We start from the raw sequence: 12,532 nt of genomic DNA, 5'->3' as shown, positions 1-12,532 counted from the left end.
TGTTTTTCTGCGGCTGCAAGCACAGCAGCAAGCAACCGCTCTGTGACGGCGCCCATAGCAAGCTGTAAGGGGCAACTGCCGCGTGGTTTTCACGAGCTGCGCGGCAGCTGCAAAAATCTCACACAATTAGTATTCTATGAGATTTTCGCCTAAGTCATTGAATTCATTGATAGACCAATTTCTGCCATTTTCGGTCGACCACCCAAAACCTCAGGCTTTACAGTCAAGCATATGAAAACATGAGGTTTTTGGAGATTGCGCCATGCGCCAAGCACAGACATTGAACGAAGCTCAACTTCGCCGAGTACTACACTACTGCCGCAGTCGTCGTCATCCGATCAGGGACCAGACGATCATCATGGTCAGCTTCTACGCAGGGCTGCGAGCCAAGGAGATAGCGGCGCTAAAGTTGGGTGACGTGTTTGATGACGAGAGCGCTGTACGTGAGCAGTTCGTACTTCGAGGTGCGCAGAGCAAGGGCGGCAAGACACGTACTGTGTACTTGAGCCAGCGATTGAGGCGCTCGCTCAGCGAGTACGGCGATACAATCCGTTTGAACGATCTTGCTCGTCCCCTGTTTGAGAGCCAAAAGGGCGGGCACTTCTCAGCCAATACCATGTGCCAGCTGTTCCTCGACATCTACAAGGCAGTGGGCTTGAAGGACGCAAGCAGCCATTCCGGACGTCGCACATACATCACCAGATTGGCCAACAAGGGCGTTGGTGTGCGCTTGCTGGCCGAACTGGCGGGGCACAGCCATATCTCAACCACGCAGCGCTACATCGACGTGAACGCGGAGCAACTGAGCGAGGCAGTTGAGCTGTTATGAAAGCGGCCGAGATCACATCGTCAGCCATAAACGAACTTCGTATGCCGCTATGCTGTCCAGCACTCCAAGGATCTCACCCCACCCTAACGGCGACATCGCATACTTTTGGTAGCTTGCATCAAGCTGAGAATATGCGCAATCATGTAAAAAATAAGGCGAACCAATGTTTTCACACCATATTGGCATTGACTTGGGGACGGCGAACACCGTCATTGTAACAGTAAGGAAAGGCATCGTGCTAGATGAACCCTCTGTTGTTGCCTTTCACGAGTACAAAGGCAAGAAGAGTTTCCTGGCCGTGGGTGAAGACGCAAAGTTAATGCTCGGCAAGACACCCGAAAGCATCGTCGCAAGCCAGCCATTGAGAGATGGTGTGATCGCAGACTTTGACCACGCTGAAGCGATGATTAAGCAATTCTTCAAAAAGGCCATACCGCGTAGTAGATACTGGAAGCCCAAGGTTGTCGTCTGTGTACCTTTTGGCGCCACGCCTGTCGAAAAGAGAGCCATACAGCAGGCGATCAAAGCGGCTGGCGCAAGCTCTGCTGGGTTGCTAGAGGAGCCAATGGCGGCGGCCTTAGGGGCGAACCTCCCAGTCTTAAAACCGAAAGGATCAATGGTCGTCGATATCGGTGGCGGCACCACAGAAATTGCTGTCGTCGCCCTTGGGGGTATAGTTGAAGCAACTTCTATAAAAATTGGCGGAAATCATTTTGACGCATTGGTAATTCAAAGAACGAGAAAAAAGTTAAATCTCAACATAGGCGGGGCGACAGCCGAGAAAATCAAATTCGAAATTGGAACTGCCACGAGTCCAGATCTAGTTGATTGTAAAGAGCCGCTTCTTATTTCAGGTGTTGGCAGCACGGATGGAGTTCCAAAGTCAGCAAGCACGAATCAACATGACTACGCTGCCGCTGTGAAGCCATTGATCGACAACATCGAAAACGCCATTAGGAGTGTCCTTGAAAGAACACCGCCCGATTTGGCGTCTGATGTGTACCAAGATGGCATAACGCTAACCGGCGGTGGCTGCCTCTTGTATGATTTGGATGTCGAGCTCACCAGACGCTTAGCTATCAGAGTTGTTGTGGCGGAAAACCCAAAATATTGTGTTGCCTACGGCGCAGCACGTGCTGTCGAAATGGGTAAAAAGTTCATTCATGCCATTGAGTACGACCTATAGAAGATCGAAGATAACCACCGGAGCACCACACCACTGTCGCGCCCGCATCCTCAAGTTCAGCGCACGCTACATACTCAAAAACACGACGGTAGTCGTTCTGTCACGCCAAAAGTACTTTTAGCAGGCAAGCCGGAGACGCTCTGAACTTTTTTTCTGGATACCTTAGCCAGCTACCACCCTGTCAGTCAGTTGATAGCCTTTGGCACAAGCCCTCACGTGCCACCGATCAGCCACTATTGCAGCGTCACGCAGGTTGGAAAACCAAGCGATGCGATGCACGCCATTTTGCCCGTTGCCGCCCCATTCTCTGACCACTGAATATTCACCAAACAGATTATATCCAACATCTACGCGGTAGAAGCTGGGCCGTTCTGCGTGATGATGAACAAGCGTGATCATGGCCCTGTCAAAGGAATCGTTTGCGATGTACGCAGTTTTGCAGCACCCGTCGTCGCAAACCAGCCTTCCAGCCAATCGCTGTGGAACCACACAGGTTTGCCAAACTGTGTTGCGTTTGCGTGGTGCAACAACTGTGTTCCCCTATTCCTCGTCGCCCACACCCGCACCACCCTCTGCTTTCTGCGCTGCATACTCTTCCGCTGATAGTTCATATCGCTTGCCCGTGAACATGTCCTTTTTCATACGCGGAGTAAGGTGGCTGTAATGGCGCTCGATCATGCCAATTGACGTGCCCATCTGCTGGGCCAGTGCGTGGATATCCATTCCGTCGTTGACTAGCGCGAAAGTGGCGTAGGTGTGCCGCAGGCTGTACAGCACGCGATTGTCGCCTGTCTTGGGGCAGATCAACAGATCGTGCTTGGTCAAAAACGCTTTGAAGGTCTGGCGCAGGTTGTCCGTGACTGTTCCGTCAGGCAGACAAAACACGGGCAGGTCCAGCTTCTGCTTGAGCATAGCGTAGAACTCAATGTCCTTGATCGCTTCCGTGCGCGAGTGAAGGCGCTTGAGATAGTCAATCGTGCCAGCCCGCCCAATCGCTTCGTGCGGCTTAGTCTTGCCGTGCAGGTAGAATTCCACATACTCCAAGCCGTTGTCTTCGAACACGGTTACGTGCTTCCAGCGCAGGTTTTCCGCTTCTGTGCCCGGTCGCATGCCCGTGTTGGCCACAATCAAAACATAGTCGCGCAGCAGGTGGCGCATATCGCGTGACTTGCCGCCTTTGCCCTGTTCGATCCAGTGCGGCAACTTACGGATCATCTTGCGATAATCTTCTCGGCTGAAATCAGGCCGCCGCTTTGCACCTTCGCCTTTGTTGGCGAGGATGGGCACCTTGCCCTGCGTGATGAACCCGCGTGCCACTGCCTCGTCGTACACACGGTTCATAGCGGAATTGTGCGTGTTCAAGGTGCTGGCTTTGGGATCGCGCCCAATCACCCGCTTGCGCCACGCATTGAAATCCTGAATTTTTTGGTGGTCGATGCTGGTGATGAAGGTCTTGCCAAAGAACGGGATGAAATAGAGGTTCAGTGCCTTGATGTAATCCTTGTAGACCTTGCGCCCTGCGTCCGCGTCCAGCTGCTTCTGCATATCCGCAATTGCCAGCTTGGCCACGTCCTCAAAGCGCTTTGTTACAACAGGCAGCTCGTGCTTGGCACGGAACTTGTATTCAAGATACTGGTCACGGGCTACAGTTTTGGCTTCCTCCAACACCGTCTTGCCCGTGCTGATCCTCACCCAGTGTTGGTCGATCTTGAACGTGGCCTGCCAGCGCTTGCTGTTGCCGCGCTTGTAAACCTTGACCTCGCCGTCCAGCAGCGTGTGCGTGCTTGCTTTGAGTGCGACCATACTGTGTGTTCCCAAGCGTCATCGCACAGTACGGTTTTGTGTTGGTGCTGTCAGCCGGAAAGTTTGACCATTTCCACAAGGCGCTTCCCAAGTATAACCGGTTTAGAACCAACCAGCGGGTTACAGCCCAACGCCACTATTCATGACATACGCGGCGAATAGCCGATATCAGTTTAGTTTGAGGAATAGGCTGTACTGAAACGACTGCTGGTTGCCCCAAGGCGTGTGATGCAGATAAAACCGATGCGTTAGGAGCGAGAAGTTCGCTCCAAGCGTCTGGTCTAAGCTGGCCGGACTATAGCGGGCTACAGGAAGCCCGCTGCACTTTTCCGGACCTTCTGGTGCAAAAGTCGCAATGATCGCATGTCCGCCCTGCACGACACTTCGGGAGAGCCGCTGGATGTAAGCAATGCGGTCCTTAGGCTTCACAAGGAAGTGGAACACTGCGCGATCATGCCAGACGTCATAGGTCTGCGTTGGCTCCCATCTATTGATGTCCTCGACAATCCATTTCACGGACGTTTCACGCTCGCCCAACCGGTGTCGAGCTGTAGAAATCGCAGCTTCAGATAGATCGAGAACCGTGAGATCGCTGACCCCAAGATCCAACATTCGTTCAATCAGGCGAGAAGTTCCTCCGCCGATATCGATGACGGCGGACGTGGTGGTCAGACCCGCCGTTTTTATCAGATCAACAGAGACGGATGGATCATCCTGATGCCAACTCAACTCAGCCTCAGACTTCTTGCTGTAAACCTCGTTCCAATGATTATTGCTGCTCATGACGGTTCCATGTCGTATATTCGTTTAGCTTAATTTCAAATAGCAGAAATGTCGTACCAGGTGCAGATCTGATCGTGCACACCAAAAGTGACGACCGTCAGCTCTCCGCCCTTCGAGCCATCAAGCAGCACGACTGCCACCAACCTTGTCGTCGTACAACCGTTCCCAAACAGTGTGTTTTCAACCCGGTTCGCAAACACCGTGTTCGAACACTGTGTTGGAAAACACTGTGTCGAACACAGCAACCACAAACACTGTGTTCAACACAGCAAATCACCCAGCCGCACCGCTCAAACACGCGACAAAACTGTGCGATGAGCGTGCAACACATTTCGTAAAAATGTGCGATGCTTAAGTCTTTGTATTTGCTAGTTAAAATGGTGCCCGGGGGCGGAATCGAACCACCGACACGAGGATTTTCAAGACTTGCGTTATTTTTAAGCTATTGAAAATAAACGGTTATTTAGAGAAAAAACGAGGTGTGCGATATAATGTGCGATGCTGCGCTGACGCTGTGAAGACACAAAACACTGTGTTCAACACACTAAACCAAAACACAGCACTTGAACACAGTGTTTGTGAACTGATGCGAAAACACAGTCTCTTCACACACTGTTTTCTCACCGCTCAGTCAATCACTACACCATTGCCGTGAAACACGTAGCCAACGTTGCGCAGAGCTTTGATGGGAAGCTTCGTGCCGCTTGTGTTAACGCGAGAACGCACACGAGAAACCAGCACCTCAAGCGCACGACTGTAGGTCTTAGCCACATCAATCCTGCCTGTTGCAGCCTCGGTCAGCTCTTCCTTGCTCACAGGCTCTGGCGCATGGCTAAACAAAGCCTCAACAACGCGGAACTCGCTAGCAGACAAGCCAATAGCATCCCCAGTTGGTGAAATCAGTGCACATCGGTTTCGCGACAGCAGCCAATGCGCCTCACTAATACTTGCATCTTCAGCAGCCTGCTTACCAAGAATGCGACTGACCACCAAGAAAAGCTCTGGAAGGTCGACAGGCTTACCAAGGAAAAAATCGGCCCCTTTTTCCAGTGCTGACAATCTGGTCGTCAGATCACTATGCCCTGAAACCATGATCGTTGTTATCAGATCGCTTTTGCTTCTGATGATTGGCAGGGCATCAATGCCCGATAAGCGCGGCATGTCGATGTCCAGTAAAATCACTCGAAGGCAATCAAGGCTCATACTTTGTAGCAGACGCGGATCGGTTGCAGTGAGAACCGGTATCGACCGAGCGTCAAAAAAACTCGAAACACTGTCGCAAAAATCATGATCGTCATCGATCAGCAGGATTTCAGCAGGATCAACCATCAGCGCCGTCTTCCCTGGCTAGTGGAAGCTCCAAGCGTATGATCGATGGCTTGTCACTCACCACATACGCGGCACCCTCATGCGCTCGGGCTACTTGATCAACAACATGCAATCCAAGACCACACCCCGTCAAGGCAGAGGGAGTTTCATCGTCAAGCTTGTAAAATTTGCGCCACACCTTACTCCACTCAGCTTTCGGGATGCCCGGACCATCATCTTCAACGTCGATCTGAACGTTCCCGCCAACACTGCCAATCCTCACCGACACGCCTTGTGCACCGCTCCCAAATTTCTGTGCATTTTCAATAAGGTTGCTGATCGCAATGTCGACGAGCAGTGGATCACACCGCAACTCTTGGAACGCTAGCGCTGGTTCAGATGAAACCTCAACACCCCATTTGGTTGTTATATCCCGTGCGATCTGAACAACTGGAAGATGGCTCCAGTTAGGCTCCGCAAACAGCTCAGCGACATCCTGATATTGTGAAATACCTTCTAGGTATTCAGTCGCTTGTGCCGTTAAAGCGTCCAAGCGCAAAGCCTTCGATTGGTCTAAAACCGCATCCTTAGAACTTTGGGCTTGAAGCGCAGCTTGTATTGCAGCAAGTGGCCGTTTAAATTCATGCAGTAGCAGTTTCTGTAGGTTCTGCTGCTCTTCATTTGCCATGGCCAACTGAATGGAGAGCTCTTTTTCATGCTCCAATCGTCTTTTGGCTTCCTGCAGGGCTTTTAGGTTTTCTCGCTGGATGATCGCATTGCCGTTTATGAACTGCGCAAGAGCAAACAAGAATGTGGCAGCGATAGACCATATGAAAAACACTGGATCCCAAATTCTCAATAAAAATAACCCATCCGTCATTGGAGTGGCAGATAGTAAACGAGCTGCTGCAAAAATTACATTAGCAGTCGAAAACCCCATTAACATCAGCCTTCCCAAGCGCATATCTTTAGCAACGGAGCGATACACACTTAGCCCGAATGCAGTCGAGAAAAACACAATACCAATACACACGACAACAACTCGGTTCTCGTACGTATTGAAGAATATAATCACTATGATCACCGCCGCGCCGTAAATTATCAGGGCAGCCTCGTCCAGACGCCTCCAATTCGTGAGTTGGTATATACTAAGAACTGACTTCAGATTAAGGTAATATCCTGCGCCAACAAGCAGGTTGCTGACCGTGAGTGACAATAGTCCCGGCAGCACATCACGTATTGCGCTGAGCGCAGAAGCTACAAATATCAAAAACATTCCTGCACTCGCATACCGCCAAAACGGCATGTCTCTATGGGCCACCGCAAACATTGCAAAGGTGACCGATGGCACAAGGAGCGCTGCCGCCAGGAGCGCGGCGAAGCGGAGGTAAAGTTCTTCAGTCAAAGTTCACCACGCAAAAAATGAGTTCCTGAAGGGTGGCTTAACTTAACTGAAGCGGCAAGTCACGGTGGAACACCTGAGAGCTTTCGAGAGCAAAATATAACAATCTTTAATGTGCAGATTTCGGTAGGTGCCATAGTTACATCGCATGAAATCCATAGGTATGATCATGCATTCGATCCTCCGCCAATTGTCAAGTCACTGCAAAAGGATAGCGCTTTCCTGTCTTGGCTGTACCGCAATTTTTACTGCATCTCCTGTAGATGCGTTACCGGTTGCACAGTCAGGCGATAACACAGAAGTCAGCTTTAGTACAAACATCGGGGCAAAATATCTTTCTCTGGCTGGCGGCGTTGGAGCAACCTCTGACACAAAAACGTCACTGGCAACATCGAAGCCTGTACTTTTCCCTGGGGCGTTGCATCTTCTGTTTCTGGTTTTGAGGCGGTTTTTGTTGGGCGCAGCCATCGCCGCCACTATTGGCACTTCCGCGTCTGCAGACGTAACCAATACACAAGTTGATGTGTTGCTTAGAAACGATAACCCTAGCTCACCAGATATAAACGATAACAACAATCCCGTCGGCGCTGGTAATGAGGTGTCGGGTTCTGGTGTTATAGTAGACGTTGATCCGGTTAATTCTACCATTGCTGTCAATTCAGGGTCGACAGTGATATCTTACTTTCGACTAACGTTTGAAAACACTACTTCTTCGGAATTAGGAGAGTTCACCAACGTGCAGTTTGATAGCACCGGAACAGGTTTAACCTCTAGCGACTTTACTGTAACTTGGTCCGGGAAAGTAGTTGAAATTTACAAATCAGATTGGGACAATAGTGGCGGGGATGCGGTTTTACCTGCTGGCACAACGGTCTTCAGCTTCACAAGCACGACATCTGCTCCCGTTGTTACGGATGGGAATATTTCCATATCAGGGGCAAGCGGTACGAGCGGCGCTTATAAGGTGGGCGATACCGTTACAGCTACATGGGACGATACAGTAGCGACCGGCGATGCTAACCTTGACACTCAATCTGTTACATTTAATTTCTCACAGTTTGGCGGCCCGGATGCAGTACCAGGAACCAAGAACTCTGGTATATGGACTGCAAGCCACACCATTACCGAAGGCTCCATAGACCTTACCACTCGCAATGTATCAGTCACCGCAACGGACGACGATGCGCCAACGCCATTAAGTACAACCACAGCCGACACAACAAATGCGGTTGTCGATAACGAACCGCCTGTTGTAACAGACGCAAACTTATCTGTGACTGGTGCTTCAGGCACTGGCGGCGCATTCATTATTGGAGATACTGTCACAGCAACGTGGAATGACACGGCTGGCGGTGACAATAACGCCGATATTAGTTCGGTTACCGTAGACTTCTCACAGTTTGGTGGTGGATCATCTGTCGCTGCAACCAATAGTTCAGGAACGTGGACGGCGACGTACAATATTACTGCAGGTTCCATTGACGCAACAAATCGAAACATCACAATTACCGCAACCGATAATGCTGGAAACACGACGAGTAGATCGGACACCAGCAATAGCACACTCGACAACATTGCGCCAACGCTTACTGACACTCACATATCTGTGGCTGGTGCTTCCGGAACGAGCGGTGTGTTCATTGCTGGGGATACAGTCACCGCGAACTGGAACAATACCGCATCGGGTGACAATAACTCCGACACGATTACTGGTGTTACTTTCGACTTTTCCGCATTCGGCGGTAGTAGTGCTGTGTCAGCCGTTAATAGCTCAGGCACATGGACTGCAGAATATCTGCTTCCATCAGGATCAATTACGACGACTAATCTAAATGTCTCGGCCACAGCAACCGATAATGCCGGCAATACGACCACAACAGCCGATACGACAAACTCTTCCGTCGATAATAATGTTCCCGGTCAGCCGGCAGCTCCGACCCTCGATGCTTCCAGCAACACTGGCGATGTCACAGATAACATTACAAGCGACGCAACAGCGACTATTTCCGGAACAACTGAAGCAAACGCGGTTGTGGAAGTGTTTATTGACGGGATCAGCCAGGGTACTGTCACAGCTGACGGAAACGGTGCTTGGACGTTTGTGTTTAGCTTAGGACAGCTGAGTAACGGCAGCAATAGCATCACAACCACTTCAACGGACGTAAATGGCAACACTTCAGCCGCGTCTGCAGCGTTGGTTCTTACTTTGGACACTGTCGCACCAACTGTAACTTTGACCGGTCCAGCAGAAAATGTAACCTCAGTTTTTGATGTTCAGATTTCCTTTAATGAGCCGGTTACAGGCTTTGCAATAGGAGATGTAACAGTAACCAACGGTACGGTTACTGCATTGTCTGGCTCGGGAGCCAGTTACACCGCTACCGTCGACCCTGTGCCTGGTACCATTATCCAAATATCAGTATTGGCAAACGTTGCTTTTGATATCAGTGACAATGGAAATACAGCCTCCAATGTCCTAAACATTCAATTTGCCACGCCTAGAACCTTGTTCGAAGAGTACCGAGAAGAAATTCAGCAAGTGCTCGTAGATGAGGCCACACGTTCCCTGCGCAGCACACTCTCCGCCAACCAACGGATGACGCAAAGTGCTCTAAACCGTTTCGTCGCTGATCAGAGACAGCGCGAAGCATGTGCTGAAGAAGATGCTACAGCTGATGAAACTTCGAGCTGCGAAACTGGTACTGTGTCCCGCAACAACGTCCCCTTCGATGTGGACGGTACCTTCGCGCTCAACGGCACCACGCTGAGTACACGTGGCAGCTTCTTCGAGAAAACTGGCAATTATGAAGGCACCTATCGTCGTTTGTTCTTCGGTGACTTTGACGTGCAGCATGATGCGGACACGGACAGCACTACTGCCACCCTCTCCGCACGTGTGGCTTGGGAACAGATGGCCAGCGACACGACAATGCTAGGCTATTTTGTTGGGGGCGAACTTGCCTCTTCCAATATCTCAGGTGCATTTGAAGGTGATCAAGATCGGGTAGCTGTGACCATTGGCGGGTATGCCGTGCATCAGTTGGCAGATGAGTTGTACCTTGATGGATTCCTCACTATGGGGGTCGGCAACAATGATCTGGAAATGGCCAATGACGTGCTGGCCTTGACCAGTGACTATACCACACGCACGGCCACAGCGGGGGCAGCCCTGTCAGGCGTCTATGAGTACGAACGCTACGAGTTCCGTCCTGAACTGGCCGTTAGCTACGGCAAGACATGGATTGGCAATGTGGGCTTTACAGGCCGTGCGTACGGGCTTGTGGACAACACACTTAGCTTGGATGCAGGGTCTGTGAGCATTGCCAATCTCACCCTGCGACCTGAAGTAATCTGGGCACTGGATGCAGACACAGTGGCCGACAGCAACTCGCAACTGAGCTTCGCCCCGCGTTTGATCTGCGAGCGGCGTGAGACAGTGCAACGCATAGAAGATTGCGGTGGCGGGGCAGAACTTGGGCTGAGCAGCCGGTCTGAAGATGGCCTCAGCAATGTCGAGTTCCGCGTCATCATGGATCGAGTTGGCGACACCACACGCTCAAGCTTTACGCTAAACCTCGAACATCAGTTCTAAAAACACCCACGATAACGAAAGGGGCGGCCTTCGGGTGGCCCTTTTTGTGTCGAATAGCCTTGCGTATTGCGAACATAATTCAAATCGTCCTGCACGGCATTTGGACTATGCCCCTGCCCCATTTGATCAAGCACTCGATACACGGAGAGCGTACCATCATAGCTGTGCTCTATCCGCTCAAATCCGCACACACAGCAGCGTTTGGTCGTTACTCGCTACATGGCGTGCGGATTGGCACCTACCGACGCACACAGGGCGCTTATACTGCGTCGTTGACACCATCAGCTCAACTCGTCTGGCTTTGGTTTGTTGAAAGGACGTTTCCGCTTGGGCTTTTTGAACTGGTCCGCATCGGGCGACTTGCGCGGCTTTGGCTTGGCGGATTTAGGGATGGGCGCAGGTGAGGGCTTGGGTATGCGCCATTGTCCCACAACCACCTCGCTCACACGCATACGGGATTTCCCGTAATGTGGAGTGGCACCAAATCACCACCCTGAAACGATAAGTACTTCCCGCCAAGATTTCGCGCGGCATGGATTTTGGGCTGCAGGGGGAATTTCACCTCGTGTTTCCCCGTCATAATCCCATGCGCTCCACTGTCATCCACTTGGCGCGGGCTTGGTTTTCCATGGCCTGCTGACAAAGACCACGCAGACGATAAAAGCGCTCGCTCCATTCACGCTGTTCCGGCTGGCTGCTTTTGTTGAAGTGATAGGCATAATACCCCAGCTTGCTGGCACAGGTGGCCAGTGCATCCGCACTTGGCGGCAGATCGCGGAACCGTAAACCGCGCATATAACTCTCGTCCTTGGCCAACCAGCTCACGCAAAACTCCCTATTGGAGCTGATCACCCCGCAGCTGGCCAATTCATCACGCACCTGTTCCAATATCTGTCTCGACATACTCATACTCCCGTTTGCAACACAGGTATTTATCCCAATTGTGCGCAAACACCGTGGTCCTGAAACCGGGTGCGGACACTGTGGTGGTTTAACTGGGTGGGAACACTGTGGTCCTGAAACTGGGTGGGAACAGTGTGTTGCAAAACCAATGTCGCCACACTGTGTTCACTCACTTGTCGCCGTACAATTCCGGGAACAGAGCTGCTTTCATTTCTGCAGCTTTCGCTGGGTCATCCTCAAACATATCGTCAATGGTGGCCAAAATAGCCCTTCTGCTGGCCTCTTCATCAGGCAGGCCAGATGGGGGAATTTGCGGGAACTTGCCCATACCCGCATCCAGCTGCTTTTGGTTCATTACAGGAAAGCGACCATGGACCGCCTGGTCGATCATAAACTTGGCCTGCTTGATCATACGGCTGGCGACGGCGGATTTTTTATTGCGTGTTTCCAAGTTGTCTTCATAGGCCCTCATGACGCCAACAGCATCGGCAAGCTGGATATAATTCAGGTCAGGCTGCTCTTGGTGCACCCGCCAAATCCGATAATGCTGTTCAAGCGAGGTAAGCACGGGCTTGGTCCACACAGGATAGCGAGCGCGGCGAGTTATGCCCGAAAGTTGGTGATGGCCTGAAGTAGGCGGCATATCATGGCGGTGTTGAAAGACGCCGTCGATCTCACAGAGAAAGGATATGCCACCATGGCCAAATCTACCGTTGTCCCGTTCGA

The 12,532-nt window shown here is 51.4% G+C and carries 10 protein-coding genes; 3 read left to right on the top strand and 7 right to left on the bottom strand.

From position 1 onward, the window contains the following. Nucleotides 1-262 precede the first annotated feature (262 nt). Together DFK10_RS15940 and mreB are read left to right on the top strand one after the other, a co-directional pair. Nucleotides 263-829, top strand: a complete 567-nt coding sequence (locus DFK10_RS15940; protein WP_109390026.1) for a tyrosine-type recombinase/integrase — start codon at nt 263-265, stop codon at nt 827-829. A 163-nt stretch (nt 830-992) separates the two neighbouring features. Then, nucleotides 993-2,015 (top strand): rod shape-determining protein, encoded by a 1,023-nt coding sequence (mreB, locus tag DFK10_RS15935; protein WP_109390025.1) that lies wholly within the window; start codon nt 993-995, stop codon nt 2,013-2,015. A 162-nt stretch (nt 2,016-2,177) separates the two neighbouring features. On the opposite strand, the gene DFK10_RS15930 is transcribed toward mreB, so the two are convergent. From DFK10_RS15930 to DFK10_RS15910, 5 genes are all read right to left on the bottom strand, one after another. After that, complete coding sequence (locus DFK10_RS15930; RefSeq protein WP_109390024.1) at nt 2,178-2,414, bottom strand: WGR domain-containing protein; 237 nt, start codon at nt 2,412-2,414, stop codon at nt 2,178-2,180. Between the two features lie 141 nt (nt 2,415-2,555). Then, on the bottom strand, nt 2,556-3,818 hold the full coding sequence (locus tag DFK10_RS15925) for a tyrosine-type recombinase/integrase (protein ID WP_109390023.1): 1,263 nt from the start codon (nt 3,816-3,818) through the stop codon (nt 2,556-2,558). Between the two features lie 168 nt (nt 3,819-3,986). After that, nucleotides 3,987-4,601 carry a class I SAM-dependent methyltransferase gene (locus DFK10_RS15920; protein WP_109390022.1) on the bottom strand — a complete coding sequence of 205 codons (615 nt, stop codon included), beginning with the start codon at nt 4,599-4,601 and terminating at the stop codon, nt 3,987-3,989. 627 nt (nt 4,602-5,228) lie between these two features. Beyond that, nucleotides 5,229-5,930, bottom strand: coding sequence for a response regulator transcription factor (locus DFK10_RS15915; protein ID WP_109390021.1), 702 nt, complete (start codon nt 5,928-5,930; stop codon nt 5,229-5,231). Next, complete coding sequence (locus tag DFK10_RS15910; protein WP_109390020.1) at nt 5,923-7,314, bottom strand: ATP-binding protein; 1,392 nt, start codon at nt 7,312-7,314, stop codon at nt 5,923-5,925. Before DFK10_RS15910 ends, DFK10_RS15915 begins: the two co-directional genes overlap by 8 nt. 166 nt (nt 7,315-7,480) lie before the next feature. On the opposite strand from DFK10_RS15910, the gene DFK10_RS16375 reads away from it, so the two are divergent. After that, entirely contained in the window at nt 7,481-10,903 is a 3,423-nt protein-coding gene (locus DFK10_RS16375) for a beta strand repeat-containing protein (protein ID WP_146193297.1), read from the top strand. A 576-nt stretch (nt 10,904-11,479) separates the two neighbouring features. Here the strand turns inward: DFK10_RS16375 and DFK10_RS15900 are convergent. Beyond that, on the bottom strand, nt 11,480-11,806 hold the full coding sequence (locus tag DFK10_RS15900) for a DUF6626 family protein (protein ID WP_235866868.1): 327 nt from the start codon (nt 11,804-11,806) through the stop codon (nt 11,480-11,482). Nucleotides 11,807-11,975: 169 nt separating this feature from the next. Continuing rightward, nucleotides 11,976-12,532 (bottom strand): hypothetical protein (locus tag DFK10_RS15895; protein ID WP_217810193.1); only part of this gene is annotated, 557 nt, incomplete at its 5' end.

The organism is Salibaculum griseiflavum (assembly GCF_003129565.1).
GTDB lineage: Bacteria > Pseudomonadota > Alphaproteobacteria > Rhodobacterales > Rhodobacteraceae > Salibaculum > Salibaculum griseiflavum.
Note: the sequence above shows the minus strand (reverse complement) of the source record. Positions and strands in the feature narration are given on the sequence as shown.

Coding starts and splice junctions, on each gene's coding strand:
- DFK10_RS15900 (WP_235866868.1), bottom strand. CDS start 11,806: ATGTCGAGACAGATATTGGAACAGGTGCGTGATGAATTGGCCAGCTGC.
- DFK10_RS15920 (WP_109390022.1), bottom strand. CDS start 4,601: ATGAGCAGCAATAATCATTGGAACGAGGTTTACAGCAAGAAGTCTGAG.
- DFK10_RS15940 (WP_109390026.1), top strand. CDS start 263: ATGCGCCAAGCACAGACATTGAACGAAGCTCAACTTCGCCGAGTACTA.
- DFK10_RS16375 (WP_146193297.1), top strand. CDS start 7,481: ATGCATTCGATCCTCCGCCAATTGTCAAGTCACTGCAAAAGGATAGCG.
- mreB (WP_109390025.1), top strand. CDS start 993: ATGTTTTCACACCATATTGGCATTGACTTGGGGACGGCGAACACCGTC.
- DFK10_RS15925 (WP_109390023.1), bottom strand. CDS start 3,818: ATGGTCGCACTCAAAGCAAGCACGCACACGCTGCTGGACGGCGAGGTC.
- DFK10_RS15915 (WP_109390021.1), bottom strand. CDS start 5,930: ATGGTTGATCCTGCTGAAATCCTGCTGATCGATGACGATCATGATTTT.
- DFK10_RS15930 (WP_109390024.1), bottom strand. CDS start 2,414: ATGATCACGCTTGTTCATCATCACGCAGAACGGCCCAGCTTCTACCGC.